Here is a 19,082-nt window from a genome sequence, read left to right on the forward strand (position 1 = left end):
TCGTTAGCAAATTATATACAATTCTTCAAATAAATGCCGGTTATGCGATTTCTTCTTGTAATATGGACTGTCTCTATCAGCTTAATCGCTTGTAATTCTTCTGCTACACCCGATCCGGTATATCCGATGGAAGTGTTGGTATTTACGAAAACGGCCGGGTTTAAACACCAATCTATTCCCGTGGCTGTTAATGCACTGATAGATATGGGATTTGATAATGATTTTGCAGTTGATACAACTTCTGATGCAAGCTTTTTTCAAACAGATTCACTGAATGAATATCAGGTAATTGTTTTTCTGAACACGACGGGAGATGTGCTGGATAGTGTACAGCAGGTAGCTTTTCAGCAATACATTCGTAATGGGGGAGGTTTTGTTGGTGTGCATGCGGCTTCAGATACAGAGTTTGACTGGGAATGGTATGGCAATCTGGTGGGAGGTTATTTTGTATCTCACCCGGATGTTCAACCGGCACAGTTAGTAAAAGCCAAAGTAGCTCACCCCGCAATTGATTTTTTACCTGATACATTAACCCGTACAGATGAGTGGTATGATTTCAAATGGATCAGTTCAGCTGTTCAGCCGTTATTATATTTAAATCAGCAGTCTTATCAGGGAAGTAAAATGGACACAGCCGTTCATCCGATTGCCTGGTTTCATGAATTTGAAGGAGGAAGAAGTTTTTATACAGGGCTCGGACATACTGAAGCTTCTTATACCCGGGATACCGTATTCCTCAGGCACCTTTTAAACGGCATTCTCTGGGCCGGTAAAAGAGAATAGGAGTAAATAGATGGTATTCAGGGTAAAGGTTAAGGAAATGGCTGAATAAGGCTTATTCGACCCGGTTAATGCCATACCATCAAAAGAATTGAAGGAATCAGGTAACTTTGTTTTATTGTTTTATTTAATTCTCATAAAGCATGTTTCAAAAAATCAGATGGGGAGCTTTATTGTTCAGCATTTTGTTGATCGCAGGTTGTAAAACTTATTATTCTCCGGCAGGAGCTCCTGCCCCCCGGCTTATTCAAATCAATGACCAGCTTGGTTCTGACACTGCTATCGTAAATTACCTGGCACCCTATAAAGCCCGGTTAGATAAAGAAATGAATGTGGTAATCGGTGAAACTGTGACTGATTTAACGCGTCAGTATACTGCGCACGAAACCACGATGGGTAACTTTTTTTCAGATGCATTGTTGTCGATCGGCCAGGAGCTCGATCCTGCCGTACAAATTTCATTTGCAACGAAAGGCGGCATCCGCGCAGATGTACCCAAAGGGCCGATGACTGTTTCAAACATGTTTGAAGTAATGCCTTTTGAAAACTATGTAGTAGTATTGACGATTACCGGCAGCCAGTTCCTGAAAATGCTCGATCATATCGTTCGGGCAGGAGGACAACCGGTAGCTGGTATGACGCTGACCCTTACCAATACCACTTGTGAAGATGTGATGGTACAGGGAAAACCTTTTGATCCGTCTAAAAACTATACAATTGTCACTTACGATTATCTGGCAGATGGGGGGGATGGTGTTGAGTATTTCAGAAATCCGGTGAAATTTGAAAAGTATAATTTACTGATGCGCGACGGCTTAATCAATTATGTAAAAGCTAAAACCGCAAAAGGAGAAAAAATAAATGTTCACATTGATAATCGAATAAAAGATGCAAGAAAATAGCCGCCGCAGTTTCCTTAAATTATCAGGTACAAGTGCTGCTTTAATAGCAATGGGAACACTTCCTCTGGAAGCCTTTGCAAGCGGCGACCTGGTACATTTAACCATTTTGCATACCAATGATGTACACAGCAGGATAGATCCTTTTCCGATGGATGGTGGCCGTAACCAGGGATTGGGTGGCGTAGCGCGCAGAGCCTCGGTAATTGAGAAAATCCGTAACGAAGAACCGAATGTTCTGTTGTTTGATGCAGGTGATATCTTTCAGGGAACACCTTATTTTAACCTGTTCGGAGGCGAACTGGAGTTTAAGCTAATGACCAGAATGGCTTACGATGCCGCAACCATGGGTAACCATGATTTTGATAATGGACTGGATGGCTTTGACAAACAACTGCCTCACGCACAGTTTCCTTTCATTACGTCGAACTACGACTTCTCCGATACTATCCTGAACGGTAAAACAATCGACTATAAGATTTTTAAGAAAGGTGGTATTAAGATCGGTGTATTCGGATTGGGGATTGAGCTCGAAGGATTAGTAGACCGTAAATGCTATTTAAATGCCCGTTATCTTGATCCGGTGGAAACGGCGAACAAATGGACCCGTTTTCTGAAACACGACCAGAAATGCGATATGGTGATCTGTCTGTCACACCTGGGCTATAAGTACAATAATAATAAAATCAGTGACGTCGCACTGGCTGCTATGACCCGGGATATTGACCTGATCATCGGTGGGCATACCCATACTTTCCTCAATCAGCCTGAAAACATTAAGAATGCAGGCGGTGGTATTACTACAGTGAACCAGGTAGGATTTGCCGGTATTAACCTCGGCAGGCTTGATTACGTATTTAATAAAGCAAAAGGTAAAAAGCAAAGAAAAGAAAGCCGTGTGATTACTATCGGGTAATAAGGAGATAAACCCTGGTAAAGGAATAAATGACACTCTTGATATAAATAAGAAGCCCCTCAACATTGTTGAGGGGCTTCTTATTTATAAAGTCGTTAATTAACTTACGTGTTTGCTAACGATTTTTGCTAAGTCAAACATAGAGATCTGATCTTTACCGAAGATGCCTTTTAATTTAGCATCAGCATTGATCATACGCTTGTTTTTCTTGTCTTGTAAACCGTTTTTCTTAATATAATCCCAGATTTTCTTAACGATCTCTGTTCTTGGTAATGCTTTAGAACCTATTACTTCTGCTAATTCAGCACTTGGAGTAAGAGGAGCCATGAAAGCTGCATTAGGCTTTCTGGCACTTTTCTTTTTAGCAGGTTTAGCTGCTTTTTTAGGAGCCGCTTTTTTCACAGCTTTCTTAGGAGCTGCTGCTTTTTTAGCTGCTTTCTTAGGAGCTGCTTTTTTTACTGCTTTTTTAGGAGCTGCTGCTTTTTTAGCCGCTTTCTTAGGAGCTGCTTTTTTTGCTGCTTTCTTTGGAGCTGCCTTTTTAGGCGCCGCTTTTTTAGCTGCTTTTTTTGGCGCTGCTTTCTTAGCTGCTTTTGCCATAATTGAAGAATTTAATTGGTTAGAAATAGTATCTACAAAATTATAATTAAATATATCAATGAACGATGTAAATATAGTTAGTTCATTTGACAAATAAAGCTACAAAAAGAAATTTCATATTTCAATGATTTAATACACATTTCTTTCACATTTTTTTCATTTTCTTTCCCAATGGATTCCCTAAGGAAAAGTTGTGCTTTCTTTAATGCTTTTACTTAGTGTTCAATATCAATGTTTTAATTGTTTTGATATAATTGCTAAAACGTTTTAGTATATCGTACAAAAACTTATGATGATGAACGTTTAGTTGTTTATAAATTCTTTATTCTTTATCATTTTTCGGACCAATTTTCTTTATTGAGGTTATCCGTAAGAGATATTCATGATGATTGTTACTGTTTCTTGTCATGAAATATACTTCTTAAGTACCTTTTTTATTGTAACCAAACAGGCCGGTAATGAGTTTTATCTATAAGGGTGGTGGAACTGTAATAGTGAGAATGCAGTACTGATAGTGAATTCGTTTAAAGTAATGACAGGGTAATTGATGTGGATAGATTATCTAACATGTGTAAGAGTGGTACGATAGAGGGATATATATTATAACTTCTTTCTTTTGCTGCTAAAAAAGACCTGTCCTGGCTCAATAAGAGTGAACAGGTCAATGTATTCAGAGCTGATCTTCTGTTAGCTGCGCCTTAGTCAAACTTGTAATGTCTTACTTTGGCCAGGGTTGCCTTTAGCCCTAAATTAATGCCGTATCTACCGGTGCTATTATGATTACTTTCATAGACCACACCGTTAAAACCGGCCCGGGTAATTTTTCCTAAGCTGATATTACTTCTTACATAAAAGCTTACTTTTTCGGAACAGATTATCTCTGCTTCCACCAGTGCCTCTGAGAAAGCTTTTTTGATCATAGTACCGCTATTATCGCCCATTTGACCAACAAAAAGACTTTTTCTTAAAGTAGGGGTCTGGTTGATGGTAAGGGCCAGTTGATGCCCTGCAGAAAAGTTGAATCTGGATGTATGATAGGTAACAAAAGTCGGAAGTAATAATTGTCTGATATAATATCTGGCATTGCCGTATTCAACATTGTTTCTCTTCAGTTCCCACTTAATGATATGTGACCCATAAGCAATTTCCTGAGCAACCGATATCTTTTCATTCAGATAATACCGGCCATAAACGCCCCCCTGAAAATTGAGCGGGTTTTTAGCGGTTCTGGTATACATCGGGTGCATGTCAATGAAATCATCTGATGGCATATAATACTTAGTACCGGCGAATGTAATACCTATGTCAAAGTTTTGGCTATAAGCCTTTTCTGTAAAAATGAGTATTAAAAGGGTCAGTCCAATAATGGCTTTTCTGATCATTAGAATGGTTTAAGGTTAATTAAAGTGAAAATATATAAAAGAGAAAGTGAAGTATTTTATTGCCCGTTTTCTATCTTTTTTAATGGTAAAGGATTCCATCTGTATATAAAATAACACCAGGCAATCCAGAATAACTGAAGGGGTATTCTAAACCACAGGTAAACCGGTCCGTCACCACTATAGTCGGCCTGTACATAATTTACATAATATATAGATGCATATATATTTACCGGCAGGGTGAGTGCTAAATACACCATACAGATTCTTGCGGCAATTTTTCTTCTGTGGGGTAAAAAGAAACTATAAGCCAGCATCAGTTCATAAATACCGGTTAAAAGTACGATTGGTTTTTTGAAAGGTACCCATGCCGGAAGCATCAGTTGCATTCCTTCTGCGTACATAAAATGGCCGGCGGCGGCCATCACCAGCATTGCCCCCATCGCTACACTCGCAGCTCTGTAGTAATACCACCCGTGATACTTTACTTTCAATACGAGCAGGAACAGTAGAAATACACTTAACTGGGTAATGAGTAAAGCCATAGGTTATATTTATTGATTATTTCATTTTCCATCCTAATACCAGCACACCGGCTACCACCAAAGCCGTACCGATGAGCTGTTCGGCAAAAATCGGTTCACCTAATACATAATGTGCTTGTAGTATTGTGCTTACGGGGCCGATACTACTCACAATAGCGGCATTATTACTACCGATTTTTTTCATTCCCAGTGAAATCAGGAATGTTGGGATGACAGTGCCTATTACGGCTAAAATTAATCCATATTTCCATGTAATAGCCGGTGCCTGCAATAAACTGTAGTCGCCCCTGATAAGATAATGAAGAAATATTCCTCCGGTAGCAATTAAAATCGAATAAGCAGTAAACCTTCCCGCGCCCATTATTGGTATCATCCGCCCGTTTCCCACCAGATAAAACGCATAGGTAACCGCACACAGAAATACCAATAAACTGCCCAGATAAAAATATGGATTGCCTGCATCTATATAAACTTCACCAAAAAAAGCCAGTCCGATTCCGAAATAAGTTAGTACCAAAGCCCAGCGTTGATGTGCCAGAACCTTTTGTTTGAAGAGAGTTGCATTTAGTAATACGGCAAAACTTGGATACAGAAACAGAATCAAACGCTCCAGTCCTGCAGAAATATACTGTAAACCTAAAAAATCAAATAAACTACTCAGGTAATAGCCACATATACCATAAAAGAATAAAAGAGCATATTGACGACGGTTCATTTTCAACGGTGGCGACTTCCTGGAAATCCACCAGGCGGCAATGAAGTAAAAAGGGCTGGCAAATAACATTCGCAGCGTTAGCAGGCTGAGCGCATCCGTAGATGTGTCTCTGAATGTCAGTTTAACAATAATAGCTTTGGTAGAGAACAATATTGCACCGGTCAGGGTGATAAAAATGCCTGCAATAAATTCCTTTCTGGCGTTAATAGGGAGTTGAGTCATAATAAAAAGACTGTCCCAAAAGTAAAATAAAATCCCCTTATTGTTCAATTTTAAACTGAAGAATAAGGGGATAATGATAGCTGCTCCGAACAGTAAGCAACTGTTATTATTAAACGCTTACATTAAAGTCGCGTAAAGCATCATTCAGGCTTGTTTTCAGATCAGTACTAGGTTTTCTCTGACCAATGATCAGCGCACATGACACCTGATATTCTCCTGCAGGAAATTTTTTAGTGTAAGATCCCGGAATTACTACACTTCTTGCCGGAATTCTACCTTTATACTCTACCGGCTCTGTACCACTCACGTCAATGATTTTAGTGCTTTGTGTCAATACTACGTTTGCGCCTAAAACCGCTTCTTTTTCAACGATAACGCCTTCTACTACAATACAACGGCTTCCGATAAAACAACCGTCTTCAATAATTACCGGAGCAGCCTGTAACGGTTCTAATACACCTCCAATACCCACACCACCACTCAGGTGTACGTTTTTTCCAATCTGCGCACAGCTACCGACAGTTGCCCAGGTATCTACCATTGAACCTTCGTCAACAAAAGCACCGATATTTACGTATGAAGGCATTAATACCACATTTTTGCCTACGAATGCACCATATCTTGCTGTTGCCGGAGGAACTGCCCTAACCCCCAAGTCTTTATAGTTGTCTTTCAATAACATTTTGTCATAGAACTCAAACGGACCAGTCGTCCAGGTTTGCATTCCCTGAATACCAAAATATAATAATATAGCTTGTTTAACCCATTCGTTAACAACCCAACCGTTCTCTGTAGGAGAGGCCACTCTCAATCGCCCTTTATCCACTTCTTCAATTACCGCTCTCACATCATCAGCAAAAGATTGCTCTTTTAATAATTCTCTGTTTTCCCATATTTGTTGAATGGAACTCTGTAAAGTCGACATATTCTTCTATTTTTTACAAACTTAACGCCTAAATTTCAAAAATGAATCATCCCTCACTGCAAATACCTGCAAATTTTAAATGCGCTTTTTTCGATGTACCTTTGCGTCATGGAATTTCAACAAGATGTGGAAGCTGCTTTAGCTACTTTGCACAATGGCGGATTGATTTTGTATCCAACCGATACCATCTGGGGAATCGGCTGTGACGCCACCAATCCTGTAGCAGTTGAAAAAATCTATCAACTGAAACAAAGAGCCAATGAAAAAGCAATGATTGTGCTGGTAGCTGACGCACGCGATTTGCTCCGGTATGTGGCAAGTGTTGACCTGGCCATTTTTGATTATCTCGAGTCTGTTCAGAAACCTACTACCGTTATTTATGACGGCGCTATCGGGCTCGCCGATAATTTATTAGCCGAAGACGGTTCTGTTGGCATCAGAGTAGTAGAAGAACCTTTTTTAAAACATCTGATAAAAAGGTTCCGGAAACCGATTGTTTCTACTTCGGCAAATGTTAGTGGTGAACCTTCACCGGCTAATTTTAATGAAGTAGGGCAGGAGATAAAATCTGGCGTTGATTATATTGTTGAATACAGACAAGCCGATTTAACACCGGCTACTCCTTCAGCTGTTGTAAAGTGGTCGCAAGAAGGAGTAATTGTTTTAAGACCCTAAAATTCGAGGTTTGAAAAGAATTCTGGTAATACAAACGGCTTTTATAGGCGATGTGGTGTTAGCAACGGGCATGGTGGAACAATTGCACCAATGGTACCCCGGGGCAGATATTGATTTTTTATTGAGAAAAGGGAATGAAGGATTGCTGAAGAATCATCCGTTTGTCGGAAATGTACTGATTTGGGATAAGAAAAACGGAAAGTATGGTGATTTATATCGCCTGCTGAAAATTATCCGTGCAAATCGTTATGATTTAGTGGTAAATGTACAAAGATTTGCCGCAACGGGTTTACTGACGGCTTTGTCCGGTTCGGCAACCACTATCGGATTTAATAAAAATCCTTTCAGCAGATTTTTTACACATCGGATTCAACATGTAGTACAGCAGCAAAATGGGGAAACTTTGCATGAAGTAGATCGCAATCTTGCATTGATTAAGCCTTTGCAGCCTGATCCTTCAGCGCCGCTCAAAGCCTTAAAACCAAGGTTATACCCTTCTATAGAAGATACGGAAAAAATCCGGCATTACCAAATAATACCTTATATAACTATTTCACCCGCTTCTATCTGGTTTACCAAAATGTTTCCGGTTGAAAAGTGGGTTGAACTGATTCAGCAGATCCCTGCTCAATACCGAATTTATTTACTGGGAGGGCCTGCAGATAAAACATTGGCTGAAAAAATCATTGCCCTGACTCAACGTAATGAAATCGTGACTCTGTGCGGGCAACTGAGTTTTCTTCAGTCGGCAGCATTGATGAAAACAGCGGTGATGAATTATGTAAACGATTCAGCCCCGATGCATTTCGCTTCTTCTGTAAATGCGCCTGTAACAGCTGTTTATTGCAGCACTTTACCCGGTTTCGGGTTCGGACCATTGTCTGACCAATCAACCGTTGTAGAAACAAAAGTAGCATTACATTGCCGCCCCTGTGGATTACACGGACATGCAAAATGCCCTGAAAATCATTTTAAATGTGCTTATACAATTGCTGTCAGTGATTTACTGAAGCCGATTGGTGAAAAGATAAAATAATATTTGAATTACCTTTATTGCATGGATATACAATGTTCGGAGAAAGAGTTGTTTGTGTTTAAAAAGATTGCAAGAGCAGCCGGTGAAATTGGTTGCCCTTCTTTTGTGATTGGCGGCTTTGTGAGAGACAAGATATTAAACCGGGCTACCAAAGATGCCGATATTGTATGTGTGGGTGATGGAATTGAGCTGGCGAATAAAGTAGCCGATCTTTTTCAACCCCGTCCTTTTGTAGCGGTTTACAAAAATTTCGGAACAGCACAGATACGACTGAAAAATTTCTTTTCAGAAGAAGGTGACGAAGACTGGGAAATCGAATTCGTCGGAGCCAGAAAAGAATCTTACCGCGAACAATCCAGAAACCCTTCAGTAAGCCCCGGTACATTGGAAGATGACCAGTTACGACGCGATTTTACCATTAATGCACTGGCGATAAGTCTGAATGCACACGACTACGGAAAGCTGATTGACCCTTTTGAAGGACTGGCTGATCTGGAGCGTAAAATTATCCGTACGCCACTTGCGCCCGGTACAACATTCAGTGATGACCCTTTACGTATGATGCGCGCTATCCGTTTTGCGTCTCAACTTCAATTTGAAATAGAACCGGCTACTTTCGAAGGTATCCGGCAAATGGCTCACAGAATTGAAATTATTTCTCAGGAGCGAATTACGGTGGAATTGAATAAAATTCTGGCCAGTGAAAAACCATCTATCGGATTTGATCTTTTGCTGAAATCAGGTTTACTTGAAAAAATTTTTCCGGCAATGATCGACCTGCTGGGTGCGGAATATATTGACGGTAAAGGACATAAAGATAATTTTTACCATACGCTGCAAGTGATCGACAATATTGCAGAGCATACCGATGACCTTTGGTTGAGATGGGCTGCTTTATTGCATGATATTGGTAAACCTGCTACCAAAAAGTTTGAACAGGGACATGGCTGGACGTTCCACGGCCACGAAGTGGTAGGAGCCAAGATGGTTCCTAAAATTTTCAGTAAGCTGAAATTGCCCATGAGCGAAAAAATGCGCTTTGTAAAGAAACTGGTGAACTTACATTTACGTCCTATTTCATTAACCAAAGAAAATATTACAGATTCAGCTATCCGCCGCTTACTTTTTGATGCCGGAGATGATATAGAGGCATTAATGTTATTGTGTGAAGCAGACATTACATCGAAAAATAAGTATAAGGTAAAGAAATACTTAGACAACTTTCATCTGGTACGTGAACGCCTGAAAGAGGTAGAGGAAAAAGACAAAATACGAAACTGGCAACCACCGATAACCGGCGAAATGATCATGAAAATATTTCAATTGGCACCGGGAAAAGTGGTAGGAGATTTGAAAAATATGATCAGAGAGGCTATTCTCGACGGGCAAATTGCCAACGACTACGATGCTGCTTATCAATACATGGTAGAATGTGCTGCAAAAATGGGGCTTACACCAGTGGAATGATAGTTGTGCTATAAAATTTTTTATATTATTTTTGAATCCATCCATCAATTCAGAGATATATTATGGCAGTATTAAAATTCAGGGTTTATTTTGAAGAAGATGATAGTGTTTATCGCGATGTAGCGATCAAACACAATCAAAACTTTGTTGACTTGCATAGAATCATTTTGAAAGCTTTCGAGTTCGACAATAAACATCAGGCAACCTTTTATCGTAGTAACGATAACTGGCAGAAAGGAAGAGAAATCTCTTTAGAAAAATATGATAAGTCTTATCAGGCTCCTCCTTTGTTGATGGATGAAACATTAATCGGTTCAGAAATTAAAGATCCGAATCAAAAATTTATCTATCAGTATGATTTCGTAAAAGGCTGGTCATTTTTGGTTGAATTGATCAGTGTTCAGAAAGAAGATTTTCAGAAGCTTGATTATCCTGTGGTTGTTCGTTCAGAAGGTATTCCTCCTTCTCAATACGGTACGAAAGGCAGCGGTCAGAAAAACGCTATTTCTGAAGTAGAAGAAAAGTATGACTTAACTGAAGGTGCTGATGGGTTTGGAGAGGAAGGAGATGAAGATTTATTTGATGGAATGGCTGCTGAGGGAGAAGAAGAATTTTAATGACAATAATATTATAGATCATTGGCATCCGAATGAACCTCATTCGGATGTTTTGTTTATATGAAAACAAAAAAACTCATTATTATAGCAGGGCCTACTGCCGTTGGTAAAACTGCTTTGGCTATCCGGTTGGCGAAAAGCTTAGGTTGTGAAATACTGTCGGCTGATTCGCGTCAATGTTATCGTGAAATGAATATCGGCGTAGCAAAACCTTCTCCCGAAGAATTAGCTGAAGTGCATCATTATTTCATTAACTCTCATAGCATTCATGATACGGTAAATGCCGGGGTTTATGAAAATTATGGTCTGACTGTAGCAGAAAACTGTTTTCAGCAAAATGATCACCTCGTAGTGGTAGGAGGAACCGGTTTATATATTAATGCACTATGTGATGGAATAGACCTGTTACCTGAAGTGGCTGCTGAATTAAGATCGTCGATCAGGCAGCAGGTAGAGGAAAACGGGTTTGAATGGCTGGTACAAACATTGACTGAAAAAGACCCTTTATATGCAGCTGAAGGCGAAATGAAAAATCCGCAACGGATGATGCGGGCATTGGAAATTGTATTGCAAACAGGAAAAAGTATCCGTGCTTTTCAGCAAAATCAGAAAAAAGAACGTCCTTTTGATATTATAAAGTTTGGTGTAGCCTTACCAAAGCCGGTTTTACAGCAACGGATTCACCTTCGAATCGATTTAATGATGCAGGCCGGGTTATTAAACGAAGTAGAGTCATTACTCCCTTATCAGGAATTAAATGCCCTGCAAACAGTCGGTTATCGTGAATTCTTCGAATATTTTAAAGGAAATGATACGTTGGAAGGGGCTGTTGAAAAATTGAAAACCAATACGCGTCGCTATGCCAAACGACAAATGACCTGGTTTAGAAAAGATGCGGCAATGAACTGGATTGAGCCGGATGACCTGGAGCTGATAATGGAAAAACTGAAATAAATGGAAAGTTGAAAATTGAAAGTGTATCCTCGTTTACAATTCTCAATTCTCAACACTCCATTCTCAATTTTTAAAACTTAAATCCTACGGTAGCTACTACACTACCCAAAGTATTTTTTGTATCAGCATAAGTATTTAACCGTGGGGCGTCTAACAGATACGGGAAGTTTACATTGGTTCTGATTGAATGCACGTAAGCCAGATCGATGAAAATACCGCTTTTTCTGTATCCCAGACCTCCTGAAATATTTTGAATATTTGCTTTTAATTCAGAATCCCTGTTAGGGTTTGAATAATAGCCGTAACCGGCACGTACTAAGAAATCGGTAAACTTCAACTCTCCACCCACTCTCACATTCATCGCATTTCTGTAAATATCCCTTACTACACCGTTTACCTGGTTAAAATAATTATTATCGTATTGGTCTAATGATTTGAATTTACTTTTTGCATAGTTGATAAATTCTACATCGGCTGTGATAAATCCTCTCTGTTTGGTAACATCATGATTTTCAGAGATGAAATAGGCTGCTCCGAATCCGAATTTCCACGGGGTATTGTAATCGTAGTTATAAGTGGGTACTACATCATCGGTAAAAGTGGTAGAAGACACGGTAAAGTCTTTTCCGGTACTTTCATCGAGGTCAATATTCGTAACCATATAAGAGCTGGATTGTTCTTTTAACCCGTAAATAGTCGGTGTATGAACTGTAGCACCGATGCGCAGGTTAGTAGCAGGTTTAATGATCAAACCTAACTTAGCATTAATACCCATTCCCTTTACACTAAAGTTTTCAGTGTACTCTGTATAATCAAAGCTATTATTACCGCTTCCGAATTCGTCTTGTTCTCTGTAAATAGTTTTTCTGTTATAATTTAAAATCGGTGCTCCGATGCTACCACCGAAGTAAATACGGTCGTTCATATTCCATCCGTAACCCAGTGAAATTTCATTAATACCACCACTGGTTTCGATATAATTCGATTGAATCAGGTCTACAGCCTGTTCTGCTCTTGAAATGACTGTGGTAGTGTTGCCATCGTCTTCCAGATCGAGCAGGTAGGTATAGATACCCATTCTTGTTTTCAGCGAAAGGTTTCTCGAGTTAAGTGCATTATCAATGATTTGTTCATTGGTCAGGTTAGGATTCTGATCGCGTTGAGCTACAAAGAAGTCGAAAAACTCATTGGCCAGCGGTTCACTGAAAGAACTGTAGTTGTTTTTACCCTGATAAAAAGTACGACTGTTGAAGTCTGCAATACGGCTTACAGAGAAACCGAATACTTTAGACGACCATTTTGAGTAATAGTTATTGTTGGTAATAGCAACACCGATAGTGCTGAAGTTGAATGAATTTTTGGCATCAGCTGTAGCGCTGCTACCTCTGAAATCGGCTTTACCACTGGCAAAATTCAATGACGGAGTGATGCTGAGTTCGTTGGTTTTATAAAAGCCCAAACCTGCCGGGTTGTGATTGATCGTACTGATATCTCCACCCAATGCATTCATCGCGTTTCCAAATCCTAAAGAACGGGCTGTACCACCTTTCGGATACCAGTGTATGTTCAGCACATCCTCCGGAAGCTGCGCCCACACGCCTACACTGCAAAAGCCTAAGATTCCTGTTAAGATGATTCTTTTCATGTTAATATGGCTATGTTATAAAAAAAGTATGTCAGGGCAAATAATTGCCCGAAAGACATACTTTGTTATTTTAAAGAGATAAAATTAAAATGTATTAGTTTCTGGTAGGACGCGAAATTCCTCCGCCAGAGCTTCCGCCAACACTACCACCACCGCTTGATCTGGATGAACCCATAGAAGATGAGTTAGAACTGGATCGGGTAGGGAAGTTCGAACTGTTTGAGTTCGGGTTGGTATAACTTCTGGTAGGTCTTGAAGAACTGGTTCCCATATAATTCGGGTTCACTCTGCTGTTGTTAGCATGTGGATTGGTTGAAAACACATTTCTTACAGAAGAACCGAACGAATTGCTGTTACGTGTATTTTGTAAAGCATTTCTGTTATTATAAGCTCCTGTTCTGGAGTATTGATTTGCGTTGAATGAACGTACCGGTTTATTGGCTACGGCTGTTCCTTTACCAGGGATATACCCGATCGGGTAACCACCACCATAGAAACCATACGGATAACCACCGAAATAACCTAAGCCCGGGTGCCCCCAGCCGCCCCAGCCACCACCGTAGAACGGATCCATCATCCAGGGACTATTCCAGCCCATTCCCATTCCGAAACGTAAGCCGGAACCCCACATCCACGGATTGTACCAGCCCATACCGGCAAAGCTATTGAATCCGAAACCGGGATGCATACCCATACCCATGCCGCCCCAGCCGCCATAATAGCCGCCGAAGTTACCGAATGCGTTATAGTCGTCAAATGCAGACCAACGGTTACGGTTTCTTACTTTCATACGTAAGTAGTTATCTTCTGAACTGTAACCACCTGCGTCATTGAATGCAAGATACTCGTCCGCATCAGCCCCTTTTGTGTAATAGAGGTCATCAGGCATTTGAGTATTCTGATATACTGAACAGCTCGTAATCGTAGCCGCCAGAATAAAAGCTGTTGTATAGATAGATAATTTCATGGTCAGAAAAATTTGTATGAAAAGTTTAGGTATTTTCGCACCTGCTTTCCCTATAAAATTACGATTTTATTGAGGTTATAGCTAATTTAATCTGTTAAAAATGTATTTAAATCTATGGAAAAATACCTTCTATAGATCAAATTAACAGTTCTTTATCTTTGTAAAAGACACCGAAAATACACTTATTAGGTATTTTTCTAATATAGAAAGCTTTATATTTAAAATCATGAGCAAAGCAATAACCAGTAGATCAGAAGATTATTCACAATGGTACAATGACTTGGTGATTAAGGGCGGATTGGCAGATTATTCAGCTGTTCGCGGATGTATGGTCATCAAACCCTACGGCTTTACGCTGTGGGAGAATATGCGTGATGCCCTCGACAAGATGTTTAAAGACACCGGTCACACAAATGCTTATTTTCCGTTGTTTGTGCCCAAAAGTTTGTTTGAAGCCGAAGAGAAAAATGCTGAAGGTTTTGCAAAAGAATGTGCAGTGGTAACCCACTATCGTTTAAAATCAGATCCTGATAAAAAAGGTGCTTTAATGGTAGATCCTGAAGCTAAGCTCGAAGAAGAGCTGGTGGTACGTCCTACCAGTGAAGCTATTATCTGGAATACTTATAAAAACTGGATTCAGTCTTACCGCGACCTGCCGATTCTGATTAATCAGTGGGCGAACGTGGTGCGTTGGGAAATGCGTACCCGTCTGTTTTTACGTACTGCAGAATTTTTGTGGCAGGAAGGTCATACTGCACATGCTACCAAAGAGGAAGCAATCGCTGAAACCAGACAAATGCTGGATGTATATGCCGATTTTGTAGAAAACTGGATGGCTTTACCGGTCGTGAAAGGAGTGAAGTCCGAAAACGAACGTTTCGCCGGAGCAGAAGATACTTATTGTATTGAAGCGTTGATGCAGGATGGTAAAGCTTTGCAGGCCGGAACTTCACACTTCCTCGGACAAAATTTTGCCAAAGCATTTGATGTTAAATTTTCCGATAAAGAAAATAAACTCGATTATGTATGGGCTACCAGTTGGGGCGTAAGTACCCGGTTGATCGGTGCCCTGGTAATGGCGCATTCTGACGATAAGGGGTTAATCATGCCGCCAAGAATCGCTCCGTTACAGGTAGTAATCGTTCCGATTTATAAAGGAGAAGAAAGCAAACCGGTCATTGATGGTAAAGCTGCAGAACTGGTAAAAGCTTTTAAAGCAGCAGGCATCCGTGTGAAATTTGATGATAATGATAATAACCGACCGGGCTGGAAGTTCGCCGAATACGAATTAAAAGGCGTACCGGTTCGTATTGCAATGGGTGCAAGAGATATTGAAAACGGAACCGTTGAACTGGCCAGAAGAGATACCGGTGAAAAATCAGTGGTAAGCATCGACGGTATTACTGAACATGTGAACCAATTATTACTGGATATTCAACAGGCAATTTATGATAAAGCATTACAATTCCGTAATGAACATATTACCAAAGTTGATACCTGGGAAGAATTTCAGGAAGTACTGAAAAATAAAACCGGTTTTGTAAGTGCACACTGGGACGGTACCGGTGAAACAGAACAGAAAATAAAAGAATTAACGAAAGCGACTATACGCTGTATTCCTCTGGATAGTACGGAAGAAGAAGGAAAGTGTATTTTCAGCGGTAAACCAAGTAAACAAAGAGTATTGTTTGCACAGGCTTATTAATCGTTTTAAGATATCATTGCAAAAGCAGGTCAAACGACCTGCTTTTTTGTTAATTCTATGGGTATTCGGTAATTTTTGTAACCTGTTAATTTTCCCGCAGATGATACAGATAAAGGCTACAAGTGTAATTGTATTAATTTCTTCATTCCTGAATGGTTTATTCTCCACGCCCAGAAAGATATTTATATAAACTCCTCCAACCGGTAACTATTGTTTGTCCTTTTAAAAATATATCGCTTACTCACAATATCGTGCCGGTCGATCAGCTTGATCATAAACCCTTCGTGCGCTACCAGGTTACCGGCTTTATCTTTTGTAAATATTTCCACATCCTCCCCAATACCTCCCAGAATGTATTGAGCGCTTTCTAAATATTGTTGCAGGTGAAATTCTATTCTTTCGGTAAAGAGTAAGTGCGGACTGGTAAGGGTGTCGGGAAATAATCCGATCGGGTGCAGCTGTCCGAAATAATCAATGGCAGCTCCGTACAGTTTATTTCTTTCACCTTCTTTATGTAATGTAATAGCTTTTGAGATAATGTAGTTCAGCACCTGCTGTTCATTCACGGCTCTTCCATTCATCCGGATAAGATTTAATAGATTCAATAGGTTTTGTGAAACTGCCCTGAAGAGCAGCTTCCTGTACCTGCTAAGATAACTCAAATGAATGCCGGAATGTAAGCGGGATTGAGGTGGTTAGAATGGATAACCTATTCCTAACTGAAACTGTCCTTCGTTTAACTTTATTTTATGGAACCAGCCCGAATTATCATACGCATAGCGCGGATTTTTCAGCTTATAGGCCCAGTCAAACCGGATCAGGAAAAAGTCGAAGTCTAATCGTAAACTGGTTCCTCCACCCACGGCCAGGTCTTTATACAACCTGCCGAAATCAAAGCTGGCTGCTTTGATAGAACTATTATCGTTGCGGTTGAATTCCTTACTCCAGATATTACCAATGTCTACAAAAAACGCACTATTCACTTTAACGCCTGCAATGGTGGTTACATTAAACCGGTACTCTGTATTGAATTCGAGCTGCATGTTACCGAAACGGTCAATACCTACCGAGTCAACCGGATCGTAGATAGTGGCACTACCGGGGCCTAAACGGCGTACCTGCCAGGCACGCATACTATACGGGCCACCGGCAAAGAATGCTTTGAAAAAAGGCAGATTATATTCCGGTATAACGTGGTTGCCGGTATCTTTTTTACCGTATACAAAACCGTACCCTGCAAAAGCTCTGAAGGCCAGGGATGATTTCTTATAGTTGATGAGGTGTTTGAATTCAAAATCCACCTTTATAAAACGGCTGAGGTCTCTGTAATCAAGACTTTTGATTAATCCGAATAAGGCACCGCTTTCTTCAATACCGCCCCGGATGGCAGTCATTTTATTGCCATATTCAATAGCGGCATTCACACGGAATTGTTGTGATATAATCAAACCGTCGTTATAAGCATATTTCAGGGAAGGGATTCTTTTTTCGAGATTCTCAAGACTGTCAGTTTTGGTCAGCCTTACATATTCGAAGTTAAAAGGAATATACTGATAGGTTTTAAACCATTGGTTCTTTATAGAACGGTCTCTGCTGCGCGAGGTCCATTCATACCCCCAGGATGTTTTAAACGCAGGTGCTTTTAAGAAGTTCAAACGGTCAACGTAAGAGCCTTCCAGGTTTAGCACGGTTCGCGGGTTCAGCAATGAATCGTTGACCTTAAACGGTAAGATAAACTTCGGAAAGTTAATCCTATGTGTTAAGCTGGTTTGCAGGGTTTGAATTAAATCTGCCCCCAGCTCAATACCAAATCGGGCAGTGGTTGAGGTTTGTATGGCTTCTCTGAAAGCGTTTCTGTTCAGCAGCCGGAAGTTTAAACCGACTCCGAACAATTGTCCTGACGATAAGATATCCGTTGTATTTCTCGATCCTTCCAGATCAATACTGAGTGTTTGTTTTTGTGCCGGGTATAATCTCAGAATTCCGTCCAGGGTATCTCCGCGTTCAATCAGATCAAAATCCACATTATTCCAGGCGCCGAGGTTGTTGAAATTATTCAGGATGCGGTAATACCTTGCCTGCCGGAAGGTTTGACCCGGAATAACGCGCAGGTGGTTTGCTATAAAAGGAAACTTGAATTTATTACTGGTGGTGTAGAAGTCGTATAATCCGTAATGGCTACTGTCAAAAGTGGTGGTTTGCGGGTTATCGATAATACTCAGGTCTGGGTAGATTTTTATGTTTCCGAATTTATACACCGTTTCAACAGAACTGTCGCGTAGCGGCCGCTGTTTGATGACAATGGTAATGGTCGGTCCTTTTTTATTTTGACGGATAGAATCAAGGATTCTGAACTGTTCGAATGGATCGAGCAAAGGATCGATCAGGGCTGTCACCACAGTATCCACCTGTGCGTACAGGTCGTCGCGGGTGAGTTTGAAATAACCGTTATTTCTGAAAAGTGTAGTGATGCGTTCGAGTTCTGCATTGACAATGTCAATGGTATATCTTTTTCCTTTTTTGATGAGGGTATTGTTCAGTTCACGTTGTGCCAGTGCGTGGAGGGCCGGCGAGTTCAGCTGGTAGCTGAATGAGTCAATGATAGTGGGCGGGCCGGTATGAACGGTAAAGTCAACGATAGCCCTTGTCTGGTCTTTTTTCTTTTTGAAATGAAAAGTATCAGTGATATGTCCTTTAAAGTAACCTTGTGACATTAAAAGGGCTTCCATAAACCGTTTGGAGCGGTTAACGTTCATCGTATCAAAAACCGGGGGATGATCCAGTACAGGAATGCCTACAATCGATTTGATGCGTGTTTGTAAACTATCGTCGAGCTGATTTCTTAATTTTTCAGATAATTCTTTCGCTTCGTCTTTTGACAAATCGCCTTTTACATGGATATTTGTCTTATAAACAAAAGGTTGTGGGGTGGGATATTTTCTTGGAATAGCACAAGACGCTAACAGCAGTACGCCGAATACGAGAAGGAACCACCTTGGAAACTGCTGTGTCTTAAGCATTAATCGAGATTAAAAATT

18 protein-coding genes are annotated in these 19,082 nt (G+C 40.4%); 9 read left to right on the forward strand and 9 right to left on the reverse strand.

Going from position 1 to position 19,082, the window contains the following annotated elements:
- The first annotated feature begins 42 nt into the window (after positions 1 to 42).
- The 3 genes from D9O48_RS14730 (at position 43) to D9O48_RS14740 (ending at position 2,595) form a co-directional block, all read left to right on the forward strand.
- Positions 43 to 783 (forward strand): ThuA domain-containing protein, encoded by a 741-nt coding sequence (locus tag D9O48_RS14730; protein ID WP_199750592.1) that lies wholly within the window; start codon positions 43 to 45, stop codon positions 781 to 783.
- A 140-nt stretch (positions 784 to 923) separates the two neighbouring features.
- Entirely contained in the window at positions 924 to 1,682 is a 759-nt protein-coding gene (locus D9O48_RS14735; RefSeq protein ID WP_126973748.1) for a 5'-nucleotidase C-terminal domain-containing protein, read from the forward strand.
- Positions 1,669 to 2,595 (forward strand): bifunctional metallophosphatase/5'-nucleotidase, encoded by a 927-nt coding sequence (locus D9O48_RS14740; protein ID WP_126973749.1) that lies wholly within the window; start codon positions 1,669 to 1,671, stop codon positions 2,593 to 2,595. The genes D9O48_RS14735 and D9O48_RS14740 overlap by 14 nt, the downstream gene beginning before the upstream one ends.
- Positions 2,596 to 2,694: 99 nt before the next feature.
- On the opposite strand, the gene D9O48_RS14745 is transcribed toward D9O48_RS14740, so the two are convergent.
- The 5 genes from D9O48_RS14745 to D9O48_RS14765 form a co-directional block, all read right to left on the reverse strand.
- Positions 2,695 to 3,192, reverse strand: a complete 498-nt coding sequence (locus D9O48_RS14745) for an SWIB/MDM2 domain-containing protein (RefSeq protein ID WP_126973750.1) — start codon at positions 3,190 to 3,192, stop codon at positions 2,695 to 2,697.
- A gap of 698 nt (positions 3,193 to 3,890) precedes the next feature.
- Positions 3,891 to 4,574 carry a hypothetical protein gene (locus D9O48_RS14750; protein ID WP_126973751.1) on the reverse strand — a complete coding sequence of 228 codons (684 nt, stop codon included), beginning with the start codon at positions 4,572 to 4,574 and terminating at the stop codon, positions 3,891 to 3,893.
- 56 nt (positions 4,575 to 4,630) lie between these two features.
- Positions 4,631 to 5,116, reverse strand: a complete 486-nt coding sequence (locus D9O48_RS14755; RefSeq protein WP_126973752.1) for a DoxX family protein — start codon at positions 5,114 to 5,116, stop codon at positions 4,631 to 4,633.
- Between the two features lie 16 nt (positions 5,117 to 5,132).
- Positions 5,133 to 6,053, reverse strand: coding sequence for a DMT family transporter (locus D9O48_RS14760; protein ID WP_126973753.1), 921 nt, complete (start codon positions 6,051 to 6,053; stop codon positions 5,133 to 5,135).
- 109 nt (positions 6,054 to 6,162) lie between these two features.
- Positions 6,163 to 6,978, reverse strand: a complete 816-nt coding sequence (locus tag D9O48_RS14765; RefSeq protein ID WP_126973754.1) for a 2,3,4,5-tetrahydropyridine-2,6-dicarboxylate N-succinyltransferase — start codon at positions 6,976 to 6,978, stop codon at positions 6,163 to 6,165.
- 108 nt (positions 6,979 to 7,086) lie between these two features.
- On the opposite strand from D9O48_RS14765, the gene D9O48_RS14770 reads away from it, so the two are divergent.
- From D9O48_RS14770 to miaA, 5 genes are all read left to right on the forward strand, one after another.
- The gene (locus tag D9O48_RS14770; RefSeq protein ID WP_126973755.1) at positions 7,087 to 7,653 is read left to right on the forward strand and encodes an L-threonylcarbamoyladenylate synthase; all 567 of its coding nucleotides are present in this window, start codon (positions 7,087 to 7,089) and stop codon (positions 7,651 to 7,653) included.
- A gap of 10 nt (positions 7,654 to 7,663) precedes the next feature.
- Positions 7,664 to 8,689, forward strand: a complete 1,026-nt coding sequence (locus D9O48_RS14775) for a glycosyltransferase family 9 protein (RefSeq protein WP_233589253.1) — start codon at positions 7,664 to 7,666, stop codon at positions 8,687 to 8,689.
- 21 nt (positions 8,690 to 8,710) lie between these two features.
- A complete protein-coding gene (locus D9O48_RS14780; RefSeq protein WP_126973756.1) occupies positions 8,711 to 10,156 on the forward strand; it encodes a CCA tRNA nucleotidyltransferase in 1,446 nt (481 codons plus the stop codon).
- A gap of 62 nt (positions 10,157 to 10,218) precedes the next feature.
- A complete protein-coding gene (locus D9O48_RS14785) occupies positions 10,219 to 10,773 on the forward strand; it encodes an IS1096 element passenger TnpR family protein (protein ID WP_126973757.1) in 555 nt (184 codons plus the stop codon).
- A gap of 60 nt (positions 10,774 to 10,833) precedes the next feature.
- A complete protein-coding gene (gene miaA, locus D9O48_RS14790; RefSeq protein ID WP_126973758.1) occupies positions 10,834 to 11,727 on the forward strand; it encodes a tRNA (adenosine(37)-N6)-dimethylallyltransferase MiaA in 894 nt (297 codons plus the stop codon).
- A gap of 70 nt (positions 11,728 to 11,797) precedes the next feature.
- Here miaA and D9O48_RS14795 read toward each other — a convergent pair whose 3' ends face one another.
- Together D9O48_RS14795 and D9O48_RS14800 are read right to left on the reverse strand one after the other, a co-directional pair.
- Positions 11,798 to 13,372 carry an OmpP1/FadL family transporter gene (locus D9O48_RS14795; protein WP_126973759.1) on the reverse strand — a complete coding sequence of 525 codons (1,575 nt, stop codon included), beginning with the start codon at positions 13,370 to 13,372 and terminating at the stop codon, positions 11,798 to 11,800.
- A gap of 94 nt (positions 13,373 to 13,466) precedes the next feature.
- A complete protein-coding gene (locus D9O48_RS14800) occupies positions 13,467 to 14,339 on the reverse strand; it encodes a hypothetical protein (RefSeq protein ID WP_126973760.1) in 873 nt (290 codons plus the stop codon).
- A gap of 226 nt (positions 14,340 to 14,565) precedes the next feature.
- Between D9O48_RS14800 and proS the strand changes: the two genes are divergently transcribed.
- On the forward strand, positions 14,566 to 16,044 hold the full coding sequence (proS, locus tag D9O48_RS14805) for a proline--tRNA ligase (RefSeq protein ID WP_126973761.1): 1,479 nt from the start codon (positions 14,566 to 14,568) through the stop codon (positions 16,042 to 16,044).
- A 182-nt stretch (positions 16,045 to 16,226) separates the two neighbouring features.
- Here the strand turns inward: proS and D9O48_RS14810 are convergent, their stop codons facing one another.
- Together D9O48_RS14810 and tamL are read right to left on the reverse strand one after the other, a co-directional pair.
- Positions 16,227 to 16,625 (reverse strand): hypothetical protein, encoded by a 399-nt coding sequence (locus D9O48_RS14810; protein ID WP_126973762.1) that lies wholly within the window; start codon positions 16,623 to 16,625, stop codon positions 16,227 to 16,229.
- Positions 16,626 to 16,739: 114 nt separating this feature from the next.
- On the reverse strand, positions 16,740 to 19,064 hold the full coding sequence (tamL, locus tag D9O48_RS14815) for a translocation and assembly module lipoprotein TamL (RefSeq protein ID WP_126973763.1): 2,325 nt from the start codon (positions 19,062 to 19,064) through the stop codon (positions 16,740 to 16,742).
- Positions 19,065 to 19,082 lie beyond the last annotated feature (18 nt).

Source organism: Gynurincola endophyticus (genome assembly GCF_003991195.1).
GTDB lineage: Bacteria > Bacteroidota > Bacteroidia > Chitinophagales > Chitinophagaceae > Gynurincola > Gynurincola endophyticus.